This window comes from Mesorhizobium sp. M2A.F.Ca.ET.046.03.2.1 (assembly GCF_003952425.1).
Taxonomy (GTDB): domain Bacteria; phylum Pseudomonadota; class Alphaproteobacteria; order Rhizobiales; family Rhizobiaceae; genus Mesorhizobium.
On record NZ_CP034449.1, the window covers coordinates 4,766,857 to 4,783,856 of the forward strand.

Genomic DNA, 17,000 nt, shown 5'->3' on the forward strand with positions numbered 1-17,000 from the left:
CAATTTCATGGGGGCCGCGATTGCGCGGGAACCACGCACGCTCTATGTCGATGGCGGGGTAGACGGGAGCCTTCCCGGGGAGAGCGTCGATGTTGCGTTTCATCTTTCGGCTGGCAGCCATGATAGCGCTGTCGATTTCGGTCATCATGGCGGTGATCGACACTACACGCTCGGTCGCCGCCTCCTCGCTGGTGATGACGCCGCTCAACGCAAGCTGGCTGGCGGTCTCGCCGGATACCCGGGCCGCCTTCGAGAGCTTCGTGCGCGCCAAGGCAAGTCCGCTGGTGTGGGACGGCGCCTTCGCCTGGGTGCTCGCGCAGCCTGGTTTCGCCGTGTTCGCGGTGCTTGCTTTCCTGCTCTACGCCATTGGCTACCGGCGCAGGCGCCGGGGCGCGGAATTCGCTCCAAGTTCCTGAAGGCTCTTGTTGCGACGCTATTCCGGGCGGAATGCTACGGCGAAACCGCCGAGCCTGCCGCTTCACTTTTCCTGGAATTGCTCAAAGAGCCGTGCCGGACCGCCGGTAACCGCTTTTTCCAACAGGTCAAAAATCCACGTGAATTTTGTTTCGCGCCGTGCCAGATTGGCCGCGAGCGGGAAGGGCAAACACTTCCTGCCTGGCATCGCCAGCCTGCCGGAGAACCGGGCAGGCAGGCGGCGCAAAACGGAAAAATAACCGACAGGGTGTGGATCACATGAAACGTATCGTTCTCGGCCTTCTGGCCGCAACCGCAATGGTTCTTCCGGCTTTCGCCGCGGACGTGCAGCCGGCCATCCTCTATGATCTGGGCGGCAAGTTCGACAAATCCTTCAACGAGGCCGCCTATCACGGCGCCGAGAAGTTCAAGACCGAAACCGGCGTCGCCTATGTCGAATTCGAAGTCTCGAATGCCTCGCAGCGCGAGCAGGCGCTGCGCCGCTTCGCCGAGGACGGCCGCAACCCGATCGTCATGGCCGGCTTTGCCTGGGAGGACGCGCTGAAAGCGGTCGCGAAAGACTATCCTGACCTGAACTTCGCCATCATCGACGATGCCGTCGACCTGCCCAATGTGCGCTCGCTGGTCTTTAAGGAGAACGAAGGCTCCTACCTCGTCGGCATCCTGGCGGCGATGGCATCGAAGTCGAAGAAGGTCGGCTTCATCGGCGGCATGGATATCCCGCTGATCCGCAAGTTCGAATGCGGCTATGTCGGCGGCGCCAAGTCGGCAGGTGCGACCGACGTCATCCAGAACATGACCGGCGACACGCCGGCCGCCTGGAACGACCCGGCCAAGGGCGGTGAGATCGCCAAGACCCAGATCGACCAGGGCGCCGACGTGGTCTACGCGGCGGCTGGCGGCACCGGCGTCGGCGTGCTGCAGGCGGCGGCGGATGCCGGCAAGCTCGGCGTTGGCGTCGATTCCAACCAGAACGGCCTGCAGCCGGGCAAGGTGCTGACCTCGATGATGAAGCGCGTCGACGTCGCCGTCTACAACGCCTTCATGGACGGCAAGAACGGCACCTTCAAGGGCGGCCTCCAGAATCTCGGCCTCAAGGAAGGCGGCGTCGACTACGCCATGGACGACAACAACAAGGCGCTGGTGACCGACGAGATGAAGGCAGCGGTCGAAAAGGCCAAGGCCGACATCATCGCCGGCAAGATCGAGGTGCACGACTATACCGCTGACAACAAGTGCCCCTATTGATCGGCAGCTGAAGCAGGGTTGAAACCGCCGGGCCAGCGCCCGGCGGTTTCGTTTTTGGCCGGGGGTGATGCGGCCGACGATCGAAGCCGTGGCCGAAGGCGACATCCTATAACGTCCCGACGAGATAGCCGAGCGCGAAGGCTGCCAGCAGGGCGAGCGCAATGACAAAACCAAGCCTGCCGCCAAGCGAATGCAGGCCGACGCCGTAGGGTTTGCGCTCGACCCGGTGGATCATCACCGGCGGCGGTTCGGCCTCGGGAGCGGCAATGCCGGCGAGCCGCGCCTGCATCTGCGGCAGTTCGGCAAGGCGTTGCGTGACCAGCTCCCAGCGATTGCCGCGCGCTCCGGGCGCCGCGGGATCAAGCGCGCGCAGGCGCTCGGCGAGCCGCAGCACCGTGTCGCGAAAGGCGGGATCGATCTCGAGGTCGCGCTCGGCGCGGGCGCGTTCTCTGTCGTTCATCAAGCCGAAGACATAGTCGCCGGCCCGGGCGACGCGGTCGCTTTCACTGGACATGGCCGTCTTTTCCCATGGCTCCTCACCAATGCGGCGGCTTGCTCACCGGCACGTCGGAGGCGGTCTGCTCCTCCAGTTCAAGGAACCGGTTGGTCAGGGCTGCAAGCTTGCGCTCCATGCGCTCGATCACCTTCCACTGTTCGGCGATCTGGCCGGACAGTTCCTCGATGGTCTTTTCCTGCTCGGCGGCGCGGATTTCCAGCGTCGTCAGCCGATCGTCAGGCGTGGCCATGCAAAACCGTTCCTTGCGAATATGAAGCCTTCACCCAAGCAGATATTGGTGGGATGCCCACGAGTACCCGCTTATGCTCAGTTGGTTCTCGCAGGTTCCGATCGCAAAACCGCGGGACACTTTTGCGGAACCTGCTCAGGTTCGAAATTGACAAGGGCGCGGGGATTTGTCGAGAGTGAACGGCCGATTGGCATAAGCGGGGCATCATGCTAGGCATTTTGACCAAGCGATAAAAATACTGAGTGGGACAGGCTGCATGGCGCAAGCCGCAATTGAGCTCATAGGCATCAACAAGAGCTTTGGCGCGGTGCGCGCCAACCGCGACATCAACCTGGAGGTCGCGCGCGGCACCATCCACGGCATTGTCGGCGAGAACGGCGCCGGCAAGTCGACGCTGATGTCGATCCTCTACGGCTTCTACCAGGCCGACAGCGGCGAAATCCGCGTCGGCGGCAAGCCTGTTTCGATCCACACCTCCAACGATGCCATCGCGCTCGGCATCGGCATGGTCCACCAGCATTTCATGCTGGTCGACAATTTCACGGTGCTGGAAAACGTCATCCTCGGTGCCGAAAGCGATGCGCTGCTGAAGAGCAGCATAACCAAGGCGCGCTCGGAGCTTGACCGACTGGAACGCGAATACGGCCTCGAGGTCGATCCCGACGCCGTCATCGAGGAGCTGCCGGTCGGCCTGCAGCAGCGCGTCGAGATCCTCAAGGCGCTCTATCGCGGCGCCGAGATCCTGATCCTCGACGAGCCGACGGGCGTGTTGACGCCGGCCGAGGCCGACCACCTCTTCCGCATCCTCAAGCAATTGAAGGACCAGGGCAAAACGATCGTGCTCATCACGCACAAGCTGCGCGAGATCATGGCGATCACCGACACGGTTTCGGTCATGCGCCAGGGAACGATGGTCGCGACCAGGACGACAAAGGAAACCACGGTCGGCGAATTGGCCGAGCTGATGGTCGGCCGGCGCGTGCTGCTCAGGGTCGAGAAGGGCCAGTCGGAAGCCGGCGCGGTGAAACTGTCGGTGAAGAACCTGACGGTGAAGGACCAGCGCGGCGTCACCATGGTCGACGACGTTTCGTTTGACGTGCGCGGCGGCGAGATCGTCGGAATTGCCGGCGTTGCCGGCAACGGCCAGTCCGAGCTGCTGGAGGCGATTTCCGGCATCAGGCATGCGGTCTCCGGCGAGGTGATGCTCGACGGCAAGCCGATCGACCTCACCGGCAAGGCCGATCCCGGCGAATTGCGCGACCGCGGGCTGGCCCATGTGCCGGAGGACCGCCACCATGTCGGGCTGGTGCTCGCTTTCGAGGAAAACGAGAATTCCATCCTCGGCTATCACGATGACGAGCGCTATCTGAAGGGGCCGTTCCTCGACGTCGATGTCATCATGGCCGACGCCAAGGACAAGATCGAGAAATACGACATCCGCCCCGCCAATCCGCGGCTGAAGACGGCCAATTTCTCCGGTGGCAACCAGCAGAAGATCGTGCTGGCCAGGGAAATGGAACAGGACCCCGGCGTGCTGATCGTCGGCCAGCCTACGCGCGGCGTCGATGTCGGCGCCATCGAATTCATCCACAAGCGGCTGATCGCCATGCGCGACCAGGGCAAGGCCGTGCTGGTGGTGTCGGTCGAGCTCGACGAGATCCGCTCGCTTTCCGACCGCATCCTGGTGATGTTCGCCGGCCGTGTCGTCGGCGAGCGCGGCCCCGAGGCGACCGAAGGCGAACTCGGCTTGCTGATGGCCGGCGTCGAGCACCAGGAGGCCGCCGAATGAGCACGCCCTATGCCAAGCTGCCGGCCTGGGCCGATTACGGGCTGATCCCGCTGATCAACCTGTCGGTCGCCTTCATCGTCGCCGGTTTCGTCGTCATGCTGGTTGGCGAGAACCCGTTCCGCGCTGCCGTCATCCTCGTCGAAGGCGCCTTCGGCAGGGGCACGGGCATCGCCTTCACGCTCTTCTATGCCACCACCTTCATCTTCACCGGACTGTCGGTGGCGGTGGCGGCGCATTGCAGCCTGTTCAATATCGGCACCGAGGGCCAGGCCTATATAGGCGGCCTGGGCATCGCGCTCGTTTGCCTGAGCCTCGACAGCGTGATGCCCTGGTGGGTGATCTTTCCGATCGCGATCGTGGCCGCCGCTGCGTTCGGCGCGCTTTGGGGCCTGATCCCGGCCTATCTGCAGGCCAAGCGCGGCTCGCACATCGTCATCACCACCATCATGTTCAACTTCATCGCGGCCTCGGTGATGGTCTATCTCTTGGTCGGCGCGCTGAAGCCGGCCGGCTCGCAGGCGCCGCAGACGCGCAATTTCCTTGCCGGGGCGGAACTGCCGAAACTCAACTGGGTGATTGAATTGTTCGGCGCCAAGATCCGCTCGGCGCCGCTCAACATCTGCTTCCTGCTGGCTCTGGTCATGGCCTTCCTGGTCTGGCTGCTGATCTGGCGCACCAGGCTCGGCTATGAGATGCGCACCTATGGCCACAGCCCGAAGGCGGCGCGCTATGCCGGCATTTCGGAAACCCGCATCATCATCACGGCGATGATGATCTCAGGCGCGCTGGCCGGCATGATGGCGCTCAACCCCGTCATGGGCGACCAGCACAATGTCGCGATCGATTTCGTGTCCGGCGCCGGCTATGTCGGCATCGCGGTGGCGCTGATGGGCCGGCTGCATCCGGTCGGCATCGTGCTGGCGGCGATCCTGTTCGGCATGCTCTACCAGGGCGGCGCCGAGCTTGCCTTCGAGATGCCGGCGATCAGCCGCGACATGATCGTCATCATCCAGGGCCTTGTCATCCTGTTTGCCGGCGCGCTGGAGCATATGTTCAGGCCTTACATCCAGGCGCTTTTTGCCTCGGTCAGTCCGAAGTCGGTCGGCATGCAGGCGGTCAAGGGGACAGGGGCCTGAGATGGATATGTTCAACGCAATCGTCCAGGTGCTGGACTCGACCATCCGCCTTTCTGTGCCGCTGCTGCTCGCCTGCCTGGCTGGCCTCTATTCGGAACGGGCCGGCATCTTCGACATCGGGCTGGAAGGCAAGATGCTGGTCGGCGCCTTTGCCGGGGCGTCGGCCGCCGCGGTCTTCCACTCGGCCCTGATCGGCCTCGGCACGGCAATCCTGATCTCGGTCGCTTTTGCCCTGGTGCACGGCTTCGCCTCGATCACCCATCGCGGCAACCAGATCGTGTCCGGGGTGGCGATAAATTTCATCGCCGCCGGATCGACCATCATCCTCGGCCAGGCTTGGTTCCAGCAGGGCGGGCGCACGCCGGCGCTGCAGCCGGGCGAACGCTTCGAGGCGATCATCTGGCCCGGCGCCGAGGCGATCAGGGATGTGCCGATCATCGGCCCGATCTATGCCGAGCTGATCTCAGGCCACTCGATCCTGGTCTATTTCGCCTTCGCCATGGTGCCGTTCACCTGGTGGGTGCTGTTTCGCACCCGCTTTGGGCTCAGGATGCGCGCCGTGGGTGAGAACCCGGCTGCCGTCGACACCGCCGGCATTTCGGTCCCCTGGCTGCGCTATCGCGCGCTGATCTGCACCGGCATCCTGACCGGGGTCGCCGGCGCCTACCTGTCGATGGTCCAGAATGGCGGCTTCGTGAAGGACATGACGGCGGGCAAGGGCTATATCGCGCTGGCCGCGCTGATCTTCGCCAAGTGGAAGCCGGTCAACGCCATGTTCGCCTGCCTGCTGTTCGGCTTCCTCGACGCGGCCTCGATCCGCCTGCAGGGGTCGCCGCTTCCCCTTGTCGGCAAGGTGCCGGCGCAGTTCATGCAGGCGCTGCCCTATGTGCTGACCGTCATCCTGTTGGCTGGCTTCATTGGCAAGGCCATACCGCCGCGCGCCGGTGGTGTGCCCTATGTCAAGGAACGCTGAGGTCGGGAACACTGAGGTCGGGAACGCTGAGGCTGGATTTTCGTTCGGCGACCGGCATTTGAACAAGATCGTGGGAGAGAAGAACCGGATGTCGCATGATCTGTTCGAGGCGGCGAAGACGGCGATGGCCAAGGCCTATGCGCCCTATTCGAAATTCCCGGTGGGCGCCGCGCTTCGCACCGAGGACGGGCGTGTCTTCACCGGCGCCAATATCGAGGTGGCGTCCTATCCGGAAGGATGGTGCGCCGAGACGACCGCGCTCGGCCATTACATCATGGGCGGCGGCGGCAGGATCGTCGAGATCGCCGTGATCGCCGAACGCATGGCCAAATGCTCGCCCTGCGGCGGCTGCCGGCAGCGGCTGGCGGAATTCTGCCGGCCGGACACGAAGCTCTATCTCTGCGACAACACCGGCGTGGCCGAGACGGTCACCATGGGCGAGATGCTGCCTTACGGCTTCAGGGGCGATATCTTGAAATGAAGGAAGCGCTGGATCATCTGGTCGAGAAGCTGGACGGGCTGGCGCCCAAGGCGGCGCTTGTGCTGGGCTCGGGCCTTGGCGGGCTGGTCGACCAGGTCAAGGATGCCAGGCGCGTCTCCTATGCGGAGTTGCCGGGCTTCCCGCGCAGCGGTGTTTCAGGCCATGCCGGCGAGGTGGTTGCCGGGCATTTCGCCGGCACGCCGGTGCTGATGCTGTCCGGCCGCGCGCATTATTACGAGCATGGCAACGCCGCCGCGATGCGCCCGGCACTGGAGGTGCTCGCCGGCATCGGCATCTCGCATCTGATCCTCACCAACGCCGCCGGCTCGGTCGATCCCGAGATGGGACCGGGCTCGGTGATGCTGATCACCGACCACATCAATTTTTCCGGCTCCAATCCGCTGATCGGCGAGCCGAGCGACCGCCGTTTCGTCGGCCTCACCGAGGCCTACGATGCCGGCCTGCGCGGCGCGATCGAAAGGGCGGCCAAGGCAACCGGCACGGCGCTGCACAAAGGCGTCTATATGTGGTTCTCCGGACCCTGCTTCGAAACGCCTGCCGAGATCCGCATGGCGCGCGTCATGGGCGCCAACGCCGTCGGCATGTCGACCGTGCCGGAGGTCATTCTCGCGCGTTTCCTCGGGCTCAAGGTTGCCGCCTGCTCGGTCATCACCAACCTGGCGGCCGGCATGACCGGAGCGGAACTCTCGCACCAGGAAACCAAGGACATGGCGCCGATCGGCGGCGCGCGGCTGGCGACGATCCTGCGGCGCGTCTTCCAGGGCGGCTTGCCCGACTGATGCTGCCGCAGGAGATCATCCGCCGCAAGCGCGACGGCCACAGGCTCTCGTCCGACGAGATCGCGGCCTTCGTCGCGGGGCTGACGGCCGGCACCATCTCCGAAGGCCAGGTCGGCGCTTTCGCCATGGCCGTATTCCTCAACGGCATGAGCCGCGAGGAAGCGGTGGCGCTGACGATTGCCATGCGCGATTCCGGCGACGTGCTCGACTGGTCCGACCTGCCTGGCCCGGTCACCGACAAGCATTCGACGGGCGGCGTCGGCGACAATGTCTCGCTGATGCTGGCGCCGATCGTCGCCGCCTGCGGCGCCTATGTGCCGATGATCTCCGGCCGCGGCCTCGGCCACACCGGCGGCACGCTGGACAAGATGGATGCCATTCCCGGCTATGCCAGCCAGCCGGATTTACCGCTTTTCCGCAAGACGGTGCTCGAGACCGGCTGCGCCATCATCGGCCAGACCGCCGATCTGGCGCCCGCCGACCGCAGGCTCTACGCGATCCGCGATGTGACGGGAACGGTCGAATCCATACCGCTGATCACCGCTTCGATCCTGTCGAAGAAGCTTGCCGCGGGCCTGGGCTCGCTGGTGCTCGACGTCAAGCTCGGCAACGGCGCCTTCATGGAAAAGTCGCGCGATGCGGTGGCCCTGGCGAACAGCCTGGTGGAGGTCGCCAACGGCGCCGGCCTGAACGCATCGGCGCTGGTGACGGGCATGAACGAACCGCTGGCCTCCGTGGCCGGCAACGCGGTCGAGGTGAAGAATGCCGTCGACTTCCTCACCGGTCGTTTTCGCGACAAGCGTCTGGAGGACGTGACGCTGACGTTGGCGGCCGAGATGCTGCAGTCGGCGGGGCTGGTTTCGTCGCAGCAGGATGGCCTCAGGCGTGCGACCGAAGCGCTCGCCGGCGGCCGGGCGGCTGCCGTCTTCGCGCGGATGGTGTCCGTGCTTGGCGGCCCAGGCGATTTTATCGAGAACGCTGAAAAATATCTGCCGAAGGCGCAGGTCGAACTGGCGGTGAAAGCGGAACAGGCCGGCTTTGTGACCGGCATCGCCACGCGCGATATCGGGCTTGCCGTCGTGACGCTTGGCGGCGGGCGTTCCCATCCGGACGACAGGATCGATCATGCGGTCGGTTTGACCCGGCTGTTGCCGGTCGGCGCGGAGTTGCGCGCGGGGGAGGCGCTGGCGCTGGTCCATGCCCGTACCGACGCGGAGGCGGAGACAGCAGCGGCGGCGGTGAGAGCCGCTTACACGATCGGCAGTTCCAAGCCGCCCGCCGAGAAGACCGTGCTCAGGCGGATATTGGCTCGATAAAGCAGGTCACCGTTTCGCGGAAACGGTGACCTGCTTTATCTGTTTTGTTTTGACGCAATTCCGGACGGAAAACCGCTGCACACTTTTCCTGGAATTGCTTATGACACACTTACTGGACAAGCAGCAGCGCGCCGTCTTGGACCTGGTATTTCTGCAACCGCTGCAGGAAGCTCATGCCGATGAGGTTGGTCTGCAGCGCCCGGTCGTCGAGCACCATCGCCTGGACGTTGTCGACCGAGATCTTGCCAATCTGCAGGTGGTCGACTGTCACAACAGCGGCCTTGATCGCCCCATTGGCGGTGTTCGCCTGTTGATTGAAATCTGACGGGTTGAGCGAGATGCCGATCCTGCGCGCGGTCGAGGCGTTGATGGCGACCAGTGTCGCGCCGGTGTCGATCATGCCATCGATCTGCCGGCCGTTGAGCTTGAACTGGGATGTGAAATGGCCGCGGGCATCGGCATTGACCAGAACCTGCCGGCCGAGCGGCAACGGCGCCGCTGGCTTGCTCGGCACCGAAGCGAGGTTGACTTGGGGCTCGGCCTTCGGCGCCGCCGGCCGCGCGGCATCGGTCGATTTGAGCAGTCCGTCCACCAGATGCGGATTGGCCTGAAAGACGATCGGAATCGAGGCCGAGGTTCCGGCAAAAATACCGAGGATGAGAAGCTTGCGCAGCATGGATGCCCCTTGGATCAAGGCCACATCCTAACGCTGGCATGGTGTTTGCCGCTTTAATGTGCGCCGGAACCGCGCGGTTGTGTAAACGCGCGGTAAACGGATGCGCTCACTTTGTCCCGTACATGCGATCGCCGGCGTCGCCGAGGCCGGGCATGATATAGCCCTTGTCGTTCAGCTGGCGGTCGATCGAGGCGGTGAAGATCGGCACATCCGGATGCGCCTTGGTGAAGCGCTCGATGCCTTCGGGGGCGGCAAGCAGGCAGAGGAAGCGGATGTTGGTGGCGCCGCGTCCCTTCAGCTTGTCGATGGCGGCAATCGCCGAATTGGCGGTCGCCAGCATCGGATCGACGACGATCACCAGGCGGTCGGCAAGGTCGCTCGGCGCCTTGAAGAAATATTCCACCGCTTCCAGGGTCTCATGGTCGCGGTAGAGGCCGATATGGGCGACGCGGGCGGCTGGCACCAGATCGAGCAGGCCCTCGAGCAGGCCATTGCCGGCGCGCAGCACCGAGGCGAAGACCAGTTTCTTGCCTTCCAGCGTCGGCGCCTCCATCTCCTCGATCGGCGTCTCGATCATGGTCGTGGTCAGCTCGAGATTACGGGTCACTTCATAGCCGAGCAGCAGCGAGATCTCGCGCAGCAGCCGCCGGAAGCCGGCCGTCGAGGTCTCCTTCTTGCGCATGATGGTCAGCTTGTGCTGGACAAGGGGGTGGTCGACGACGGTGACGCCCTGCATCGTGATCTCCTGAAATTCCGGCTGCTGGAAGCGACCCTAGCGACAATGCGCCGGCCAAGGAACCGCCCGGCGGCCATCCACCACAGCTTTTGCCTTAAATCCAGAAGAAGAACGAATCCAGCGGAGAGTTAGCGGCCGACGCCGTTGACACGGGCAAGCAGGGCGGCCTTGGTTTTCTTGTCCACGAAGGCTGCCTCGATGGCCGTCCGCGTCACGGCGGTAAGCGCCTTGTCGTCCATGCGGAAATGCTCGGCGGCGATATCGTATTCGCGCTTCAGCGAGGTCCAGAAATAGGGCGGGTCGTCGGAGTTGAGCGTCACCTTGCAGCCGGCGGCGCGCAGCGCCGGAAAGGGATGGTCGGCGAAGCTGTCGAAGACTTTCAGCGCGATGTTGGAGCCCGGGCAGCATTCCAGCACCACGCCCTGGTCGGCGATGCGGCGGACGAGGTCGGGGTTCTCGATGGCGCGAACGCCATGGCCGATGCGGGCAGGGCGGATGTGGTCGAGGGCGGCCGCCACACTTTCCCAACCCATCAGCTCGCCGGCATGGATGGTGATGCCGAGGCCGGCTTCACGCGCGATCTCGAAGGCGCGCACATAGTCCTCGAAATCGCCGATGCGCTCGTCGCCGGCGACGCCGAAACCGGTCACCAGCGGATGGCCGCAGCGCGCCGCGAAGCGTGCGGCCTGCTCGATCGCCTCGACTCCGACATGGCGCACGCCGGTGACGATCATGCGGCCTTCGATCCCTGTCTTGGCCTTGGCGCGGGCCATGCCTTCGCCCAGCGCATCGGTATAGGCTTTTGGCGAGAGGCCAGCCTTCTTCGCATGGTCCGGCGAGGTGAAGACCTCGGAATAGATGGCACCGTCGCGAGCGAGGCTGGTCAGATAATAGTCGGCGAGGCGCGCATAATCGTCTTCCGTGCGAAACAGGTCGGACGCGAAATCATAAGCGGCGAGAAAGGAGGTGAAATCGTGCCAGACGAAGGAGCCATCTTGGATATAGGGCGAAGGATCCTTGCCATATTTGCGGGCCTGGGCAACGACAAGCTCGGGGGCCGCCGCGCCTTCGATGTGGCAGTGCAGTTCGGCCTTCAAGATCATGCGGTCATTGCGCGCGGCATGCTGTTCTCGCACGGAATCTGGCCGGAAAATCATGCGGGACCTTTCTCGACCGGGTTTTGCAAGCGCGGCCGAAAACCGCGCCTTGGACAATAGCGTCGGCACCATCGATCGGCTATGGTCCCGCCGGTTTTATGACGGATCAAAATAATGTCAGTTGAGAGAACCACGGCCGCGGGCGGCATGGAAACCTCCTATGGTTTCAGGAAGGTCGGGGCAGGCGAGAAGCAGCCCCTGGTCAACGACGTCTTCCATAAGGTGGCCAATCGATACGACCTGATGAACGATCTGATGTCGGCCGGGTTGCATCGGTTGTGGAAGGACGCAATGGTCGCCTGGCTGAACCCGCCGAAACGGCCGGGCTGGAAGGTGCTCGATGTCGCCGGCGGCACCGGGGACATCGCCTTCAGGATCGTCGAGGCCAGCCATCGCCAGGCCCATGCCACCGTGCTCGACATCAACGGTTCAATGCTCTCCGTCGGCCGCGACCGCGCCGAGAAGCAGGGGCTTGCGGCAAACACCGACTTCGTCGAGGCCAATGCCGAGGAATTGCCGTTCGAGAGCGAGACCTTCGACGCCTATACGATCGCCTTCGGCATCCGCAACGTGCCGCGCATCGAGGTCGCCCTTGCCGAAGCCTATCGCGTGCTGAAGCGCGGCGGCCGGTTTCTGTGCCTTGAATTCTCGGAGGTCGAGATGCCGCTGCTCGACAAGGCCTATGAGGCCTGGTCGTTCAACGCGATCCCCAGGATCGGCAAGGCGGTGACCGGCGACGGCGAGCCCTATTCCTACCTCGTCGAATCCATCCGCAAGTTCCCCAACCAGCAGAATTTCGCGGCGATGATCGCCCGCGCCGGCTTCGATCGCGTCACCTTCCGCAACTATTCGGGCGGCATCGCCGCCCTTCATTCCGGCTGGAAGCTTTGAGGCGGGACCTTTGAAGCAGGCCCCCTTGAAACAGGCCCTCTTGAATCGGGATGGCCAATGAGCAGCGTCGGCGCCGCCTTCAGGCTCGCCCGGGCCGGCTGGGTGCTGGTCCGCGAGGGCGTCGTCGCGGCGTTGCCGGGCGAGGAGCTCTCCGGCATGCCGAAATTCGGCTGGAGCGTTGCGCGACTTTTCACCCGGCGGCGGGCGCTGAGCTATCAGCGCGGCGACAGGCTGGCGCGCGCGGTGGTGCGGCTCGGGCCTTCCTATGTCAAGCTCGGCCAGTTCCTGGCAACGCGGCCCGATGTCGTCGGCAACGACATGGCGCTCGACCTCGCGCTGTTGCAGGACAAGATGCACACCTTTCCGAAGGCGGAAGCGGTCCACGCGATCGAGGCCTCGCTCGGCCGCAGGATCGACGATCTCTATTCGAGCTTCGGTGAGCCGGTGGCGGCGGCCTCGATCGCGCAGGTGCACAGGGCCGAGGTCATGCGCGAGGGCACTGCTTCGCGCGTGGCGGTGAAGGTCATCCGGCCCGGCGTGCGGCACCGCTTCTTCCAGGACCTCGAAAGCTATTTCCTCGCCGCCCGCCTGCAGGAAAAATACATCCCATCGTCGCGCCGGCTGCGCCCGGTCGAGGTGACGCAGACGCTGGCGCAGACCACCAGGATCGAGATGGATTTGCGGCTCGAGGCGGCAGCGCTTTCGGAGCTCGGCGAGAACACCAAGGACGATCCGGGGTTCCGCGTGCCGGCAGTCGATTGGGAACGGACCGGCCGCGACGTGCTCACCATGGAGTGGATCGACGGCGTCAAGATGAACGACATCGCCGGCCTTGCTGCCGCCGGTCATGACCTCAAGGCGATCGCCACCAATCTCATCCAGTCGTTCCTCAGGCACACGCTGCGCGACGGCTTTTTCCATGCCGACATGCATCCGGGCAACCTGTTCGTCGAGGCGGACGGCACCATCGTTGCCGTCGATCTCGGCATTGCCGGGCGGCTCGGCAAGAAGGAGCGGCGCTTCCTGGCGGAGATCCTCTACGGCTTCATCGTGCGCGACTATCAGCGCGTCGCCGAAGTGCATTTCGAGGCGGGCTATGTGCCGCGCCAGCACAATGTCTCGGCCTTCGCGCAGGCGATCCGCGCCATCGGCGAGCCAATCCACGGCCAGTCGGCCGACACCATCTCGATGGCGAAGCTTTTGACGCTTCTTTTCGAGGTCACCGAGCTGTTCGACATGGCGACGCGACCGGAGCTGATCCTGTTGCAAAAGACCATGGTGGTCGTCGAAGGCGTCGCCCGCACGCTCGATCCGGCCTTCAACATGTGGAAGACCTCCGAACCGGTGGTGGGCGACTGGATCGCCGGCAATCTCGGTCCGCGCGGGCTGCTCACCGACGCGCGCGACGGCGCCAAGGCGCTGCTGGCACTCGCCCGCCAGGCGCTGGACCTTGCCGCCCGAACCGACCGGCTGTCGCGCGAGATCGACCTGATGGCCGAGAACGGCCTGCGCTTCGACGAAGCGACCGCGCAAGCCATCGGCGAGGCTGAAGCGCGCCACACCCGGTCCGGCCGCGTGGCGCTGTGGGTGATCGCGCTGACGCTGATCTACATCGCGTGGAAATCGCTCTGATTGCTTGCAATGCTAGCATCCAATTTGCTAGCGTTGCAGGCAGTTGACGGTTGGAACGGGATCATGGGCACGATTACTGTCCGTAATCTAGCGGACGACGTGAAGCAGAGATTGCGCGAACGTGCTGCAGCACGCGGCGTGTCCATGGAAGAACAGGCGCGCGAGATCCTGGGCAGAAGCGTTCTGTCCGCAGGAGCGGCGACCGCCCCGGAGGGCGAGAGCCTTTACGCGGCGATCCGCGGTCTGGTCGAGCCGCATGGCGGCTTTGATATTGAGCTGCCACTGCGCGGCCAATCCGTGGGAAGCCGCATGACTCTCTCCGGCAAGCGCATCCTGCTGATCATCGGCGGCGGCATCGCCGCCTATAAATCGCTTGATCTGATACGGCGGCTGCGCGAGCGCGGCGCTTCTGTGCGGGTGGTGATGACCTCGGCAGCGCAGGAATTCGTCACCACGCTGTCGGTCGGCGCGCTTTCGGCCGACCACGTCTTTACCGACCTGTTCGACCGCAAGGACGAGCACGATGTCGGCCATATCAGGCTGTCGCGCGAGGCCGACCTGCTGGTCGTGGCGCCGGCCACCGCCGACCTGATGGCGAAGCTTGCCAACGGCCATGCCAATGACCTTGCCTCGACGGTGCTGCTGGCCACCGACAAGAAGGTGCTGATGGCCCCTGCAATGAACCCGAAGATGTGGGCGCACGCCGCTACACGCCGCAACCGGGCGACGCTGCAGAAGGATGGCATCGCCTTTATCGGCCCCGCCAAAGGCGAGATGGCCGAAAGCAACGAAGCGGGCGAGGGCCGCATGGCCGAACCGCTGGAGATCGTCGCCGCGATCGAGACGATGCTTGACGAGAAGCCGAAGCCGCTTGCCGGCCGCAGGATCATCGTCACCTCCGGGCCGACGCATGAGCCGATCGATCCGGTGCGTTACATCGCCAACCGCTCTTCGGGCAAGCAGGGCCATGCCATCGCGGCCGCGCTGGCAAAGCTCGGCGCCGATGTGCGGCTCGTTTCCGGTCCGGTCACCATTGCCGATCCGGCCGGCGTCGCGACCACCCATGTCGAAACGGGCGCCCAGATGAAGGAAGCGGTCGAGAGCCTGCTGCCGGCGGATGCCGCTGTCTTTGTCGCGGCGGTCGCCGACTGGCGCACGGCCAACGCCGCCGGCGAGAAGATCAAGAAGGTGGCGGGCGAGGGGCCGCCTGCGCTGCAGATGGTCGAGAACCCGGACATCCTGGCCGGCATCGGCCATCATGCGCAGAGGCCTGGCCTTGTCGTCGGCTTCGCTGCCGAAACGCAGGATCTCATCGCAAATGCCGAGGCCAAGCTCAAGAAAAAGGGCGCCGACTTCATCGTCGCCAACGACGTCTCGCATGAAAGCGGCATCGGCCCATCGGGCGTGATGGGCGGCGACCGCAACAAGGTGCGCATCGTCTCCAGGGCCGGCGTTGAGGAGTGGCCGGAGATGGGCAAGGACGAGGTGGCGGCGCGGCTTGCCGCGCTGATTGCGGAGCGGCTGCAGACCGTCGTGGTGTGAGGCCGAAACCGGCGCTTCGGTCGCCGGCCCTCGACGTCACTCCGCGGCGATGCCGGGAAGGCTCGTGTTCGCGGCGAGCCCGGCCTCGATCGACTCGGCGATGATCTTCAGGCCGAGGTCCAGCTCTTCATCGGAAATCGTCAGCGGCGGCGCGATGCGGAAGACGCCGCCCATGCCGGGAAGCTTCACGATGTTCATGCTGAGACCGCGCCGGAACGCCTCAGCCGCGATCGCGGCGCCAAGCTGATGGTCGGGGACAGGGTCCTTGCGGTCCTTGACGATCTCGACGCCGAGCAGGAGACCGCGGCCGCGCACGTCGCCGACGCATTCATAGCGCTGCTTCAGGCTGGACAGGCCGGCGGACAGTTTCGCTCCCATGTTGCGCGCCCGTTCGACGAGCTTTTCTTCTTCCACCACATCGAGCACCGCCAGGCCCACGGCCGCCGGCAGCGGATCGGAGACATGCGTGGTGTAGAAGAGAAAACCTTTCGCATGCGCTTCCTCCTCGATCTCGGCCGTCGTCATGACGGCCGAAAGCGGAAGGCCGGCGCCGATCGTCTTGGAAAGCGTCAGGATATCCGGCGTAACGCCGTCCCTCTGGAAGGCGAACATATGTCCGGTGCGGCCGATGCCTGTCTGCGCTTCGTCCAGGATCAGCAGCATGCCGCGCTCGCGGCACTTCTGCTGGAGAGCCGCCAGGTAGCCTTGCGGCAGCTCCAATATGCCGCCGCTCGACAGGATCGGTTCGGCGACGAAGGCCGCCAGGCTGCCCGTCGATTGGCTGTCGACCAGATCGAAAGCATCGTCGAGCTCGGTCTGCCAATCCAGCGAGCCGTCGGCATGCTTGAAACGCGGCCGAAAACTGTTCGGCGCCGGGATCGCGAGCGAGCCGACCGCGGCAGGTCCATAGCCCTTGCGGCCGGCGCTGTAGGTTGCTGACGCTGCCACGCCGGTCATGCCGTGCCAGCTCTTCGAAAAGGCGACGATCTCGTGCTTGCCGGTCACCAGCTTGGCCATGCGGATCGCGGCTTCGTTCGATTCCGCTCCGGTCGACAAAAGCAGAACCCGGTCGAGCCCTGGCGCCAGCGCCGCCAGGCGCACGGCAAGCTCGACCACGGGACGGGAGAGCATGCCGCTGAACAGATGCGCGACCTGACCGACCTGGCGGCTCACCGTTGAGACGATCCTGGGGTGAGAATGCCCGAGCAGCGCGCTCATCTGCCCGGAGGTGAAATCGAGGATGGGCTTGTCATCCGCATCGTAGACGAAGGATCCCGCGGCGCGCTCGATGATTGCCGGCTCGAAGCTGCCGCCATAGCGTATCAGATGCTTTTGCGCCGCATTCCAGAACCCGCGATCCTGGTTTTTTGACATGGTTCCAGCTCCACCAAAGCGACCAGATGACTAGATAGCACTTGGCGCGGGTGCAGTAAAATTGATAG

Annotated in this window: 18 protein-coding genes; 11 read left to right on the forward strand and 7 right to left on the reverse strand. The window is 64.6% G+C overall.

Annotated features, from left to right (window positions below):
• Nucleotides 1-89 precede the first annotated feature (89 nt).
• Nucleotides 90-416: a hypothetical protein gene (locus tag EJ072_RS22750; protein ID WP_126081394.1), complete on the forward strand. Its 327-nt coding sequence runs from the start codon at nucleotides 90-92 to the stop codon at nucleotides 414-416.
• Between the two features lie 62 nt (nucleotides 417-478).
• On the opposite strand, the gene EJ072_RS36110 is transcribed toward EJ072_RS22750, so the two are convergent.
• Nucleotides 479-622, reverse strand: coding sequence for a hypothetical protein (locus EJ072_RS36110; RefSeq protein WP_189343080.1), 144 nt, complete (start codon nucleotides 620-622; stop codon nucleotides 479-481).
• A 71-nt stretch (nucleotides 623-693) separates the two neighbouring features.
• Here EJ072_RS36110 and EJ072_RS22755 point away from each other — a divergent pair, with 71 nt between their 5' ends.
• Nucleotides 694-1,683 (forward strand): BMP family ABC transporter substrate-binding protein, encoded by a 990-nt coding sequence (locus tag EJ072_RS22755; RefSeq protein WP_095817026.1) that lies wholly within the window; start codon nucleotides 694-696, stop codon nucleotides 1,681-1,683.
• Between the two features lie 106 nt (nucleotides 1,684-1,789).
• Here the strand turns inward: EJ072_RS22755 and EJ072_RS22760 are convergent, their stop codons facing one another.
• Both EJ072_RS22760 and EJ072_RS22765 read right to left on the reverse strand, forming a co-directional pair.
• Nucleotides 1,790-2,197, reverse strand: a complete 408-nt coding sequence (locus EJ072_RS22760) for a hypothetical protein (protein ID WP_126081395.1) — start codon at nucleotides 2,195-2,197, stop codon at nucleotides 1,790-1,792.
• A 22-nt stretch (nucleotides 2,198-2,219) separates the two neighbouring features.
• Entirely contained in the window at nucleotides 2,220-2,429 is a 210-nt protein-coding gene (locus EJ072_RS22765; RefSeq protein WP_126081396.1) for a SlyX family protein, read from the reverse strand.
• A gap of 256 nt (nucleotides 2,430-2,685) precedes the next feature.
• On the opposite strand from EJ072_RS22765, the gene EJ072_RS22770 reads away from it, so the two are divergent.
• The 6 genes from EJ072_RS22770 to deoA all read left to right on the forward strand — a co-directional run bounded on the left by EJ072_RS22770 (nucleotide 2,686) and on the right by deoA (nucleotide 8,924).
• Entirely contained in the window at nucleotides 2,686-4,218 is a 1,533-nt protein-coding gene (locus EJ072_RS22770; protein ID WP_126081397.1) for an ABC transporter ATP-binding protein, read from the forward strand.
• Entirely contained in the window at nucleotides 4,215-5,354 is a 1,140-nt protein-coding gene (locus EJ072_RS22775; RefSeq protein WP_042639286.1) for an ABC transporter permease, read from the forward strand. The genes EJ072_RS22770 and EJ072_RS22775 overlap by 4 nt, the downstream gene beginning before the upstream one ends.
• A gap of 1 nt (nucleotide 5,355) precedes the next feature.
• Nucleotides 5,356-6,327 carry an ABC transporter permease gene (locus tag EJ072_RS22780; RefSeq protein ID WP_126081398.1) on the forward strand — a complete coding sequence of 324 codons (972 nt, stop codon included), beginning with the start codon at nucleotides 5,356-5,358 and terminating at the stop codon, nucleotides 6,325-6,327.
• 88 nt (nucleotides 6,328-6,415) lie between these two features.
• Nucleotides 6,416-6,808, forward strand: coding sequence for a cytidine deaminase (cdd, locus tag EJ072_RS22785; protein WP_126081399.1), 393 nt, complete (start codon nucleotides 6,416-6,418; stop codon nucleotides 6,806-6,808).
• On the forward strand, nucleotides 6,805-7,608 hold the full coding sequence (locus tag EJ072_RS22790; RefSeq protein WP_126081400.1) for a purine-nucleoside phosphorylase: 804 nt from the start codon (nucleotides 6,805-6,807) through the stop codon (nucleotides 7,606-7,608). Before cdd ends, EJ072_RS22790 begins: the two co-directional genes overlap by 4 nt.
• Entirely contained in the window at nucleotides 7,608-8,924 is a 1,317-nt protein-coding gene (gene deoA / locus EJ072_RS22795; RefSeq protein WP_126081401.1) for a thymidine phosphorylase, read from the forward strand. The genes EJ072_RS22790 and deoA overlap by 1 nt, the downstream gene beginning before the upstream one ends.
• A 109-nt stretch (nucleotides 8,925-9,033) precedes the next feature.
• Here deoA and EJ072_RS22800 read toward each other — a convergent pair whose 3' ends face one another.
• From EJ072_RS22800 to EJ072_RS22810, 3 genes are all read right to left on the reverse strand, one after another.
• Nucleotides 9,034-9,600, reverse strand: coding sequence for a TIGR02281 family clan AA aspartic protease (locus EJ072_RS22800; RefSeq protein ID WP_126081402.1), 567 nt, complete (start codon nucleotides 9,598-9,600; stop codon nucleotides 9,034-9,036).
• Between the two features lie 106 nt (nucleotides 9,601-9,706).
• Entirely contained in the window at nucleotides 9,707-10,336 is a 630-nt protein-coding gene (gene upp, locus EJ072_RS22805) for a uracil phosphoribosyltransferase (protein ID WP_027165262.1), read from the reverse strand.
• 128 nt (nucleotides 10,337-10,464) lie between these two features.
• Nucleotides 10,465-11,439, reverse strand: a complete 975-nt coding sequence (locus EJ072_RS22810) for an adenosine deaminase (protein ID WP_126083724.1) — start codon at nucleotides 11,437-11,439, stop codon at nucleotides 10,465-10,467.
• Nucleotides 11,440-11,607: 168 nt separating this feature from the next.
• Between EJ072_RS22810 and ubiE the strand changes: the two genes are divergently transcribed.
• From ubiE to coaBC, 3 genes are all read left to right on the forward strand, one after another.
• The gene (gene ubiE / locus EJ072_RS22815) at nucleotides 11,608-12,384 is read left to right on the forward strand and encodes a bifunctional demethylmenaquinone methyltransferase/2-methoxy-6-polyprenyl-1,4-benzoquinol methylase UbiE (RefSeq protein ID WP_126081403.1); all 777 of its coding nucleotides are present in this window, start codon (nucleotides 11,608-11,610) and stop codon (nucleotides 12,382-12,384) included.
• Nucleotides 12,385-12,441: 57 nt separating this feature from the next.
• Nucleotides 12,442-14,016 (forward strand): 2-polyprenylphenol 6-hydroxylase, encoded by a 1,575-nt coding sequence (gene ubiB / locus EJ072_RS22820; RefSeq protein WP_126081404.1) that lies wholly within the window; start codon nucleotides 12,442-12,444, stop codon nucleotides 14,014-14,016.
• A gap of 63 nt (nucleotides 14,017-14,079) precedes the next feature.
• Nucleotides 14,080-15,558 (forward strand): bifunctional phosphopantothenoylcysteine decarboxylase/phosphopantothenate--cysteine ligase CoaBC, encoded by a 1,479-nt coding sequence (gene coaBC, locus EJ072_RS22825; protein WP_210211605.1) that lies wholly within the window; start codon nucleotides 14,080-14,082, stop codon nucleotides 15,556-15,558.
• 36 nt (nucleotides 15,559-15,594) lie between these two features.
• Here coaBC and EJ072_RS22830 read toward each other — a convergent pair whose 3' ends face one another.
• Nucleotides 15,595-16,932 (reverse strand): aspartate aminotransferase family protein, encoded by a 1,338-nt coding sequence (locus EJ072_RS22830; RefSeq protein WP_126081405.1) that lies wholly within the window; start codon nucleotides 16,930-16,932, stop codon nucleotides 15,595-15,597.
• Between the last annotated feature and the right edge of the window lie 68 nt (nucleotides 16,933-17,000).

Bases quoted from the DNA above. Each gene is read 5' to 3' on its own strand.
- EJ072_RS22750 (WP_126081394.1), top strand. From the start codon at position 90: ATGTTGCGTTTCATCTTTCGGCTGGCAGCCATGATAGCGCTGTCGATT.
- EJ072_RS36110 (WP_189343080.1), bottom strand. From the start codon at position 622: ATGCCAGGCAGGAAGTGTTTGCCCTTCCCGCTCGCGGCCAATCTGGCA.
- EJ072_RS22755 (WP_095817026.1), top strand. From the start codon at position 694: ATGAAACGTATCGTTCTCGGCCTTCTGGCCGCAACCGCAATGGTTCTT.
- EJ072_RS22760 (WP_126081395.1), bottom strand. From the start codon at position 2,197: ATGTCCAGTGAAAGCGACCGCGTCGCCCGGGCCGGCGACTATGTCTTC.
- EJ072_RS22765 (WP_126081396.1), bottom strand. From the start codon at position 2,429: ATGGCCACGCCTGACGATCGGCTGACGACGCTGGAAATCCGCGCCGCC.
- EJ072_RS22770 (WP_126081397.1), top strand. From the start codon at position 2,686: ATGGCGCAAGCCGCAATTGAGCTCATAGGCATCAACAAGAGCTTTGGC.
- EJ072_RS22775 (WP_042639286.1), top strand. From the start codon at position 4,215: ATGAGCACGCCCTATGCCAAGCTGCCGGCCTGGGCCGATTACGGGCTG.
- EJ072_RS22780 (WP_126081398.1), top strand. From the start codon at position 5,356: ATGGATATGTTCAACGCAATCGTCCAGGTGCTGGACTCGACCATCCGC.
- cdd (WP_126081399.1), top strand. From the start codon at position 6,416: ATGTCGCATGATCTGTTCGAGGCGGCGAAGACGGCGATGGCCAAGGCC.
- EJ072_RS22790 (WP_126081400.1), top strand. From the start codon at position 6,805: ATGAAGGAAGCGCTGGATCATCTGGTCGAGAAGCTGGACGGGCTGGCG.
- deoA (WP_126081401.1), top strand. From the start codon at position 7,608: ATGCTGCCGCAGGAGATCATCCGCCGCAAGCGCGACGGCCACAGGCTC.
- EJ072_RS22800 (WP_126081402.1), bottom strand. From the start codon at position 9,600: ATGCTGCGCAAGCTTCTCATCCTCGGTATTTTTGCCGGAACCTCGGCC.
- upp (WP_027165262.1), bottom strand. From the start codon at position 10,336: ATGCAGGGCGTCACCGTCGTCGACCACCCCCTTGTCCAGCACAAGCTG.
- EJ072_RS22810 (WP_126083724.1), bottom strand. From the start codon at position 11,439: ATGATCTTGAAGGCCGAACTGCACTGCCACATCGAAGGCGCGGCGGCC.
- ubiE (WP_126081403.1), top strand. From the start codon at position 11,608: ATGTCAGTTGAGAGAACCACGGCCGCGGGCGGCATGGAAACCTCCTAT.
- ubiB (WP_126081404.1), top strand. From the start codon at position 12,442: ATGAGCAGCGTCGGCGCCGCCTTCAGGCTCGCCCGGGCCGGCTGGGTG.
- coaBC (WP_210211605.1), top strand. From the start codon at position 14,080: ATGGGCACGATTACTGTCCGTAATCTAGCGGACGACGTGAAGCAGAGA.
- EJ072_RS22830 (WP_126081405.1), bottom strand. From the start codon at position 16,932: ATGTCAAAAAACCAGGATCGCGGGTTCTGGAATGCGGCGCAAAAGCAT.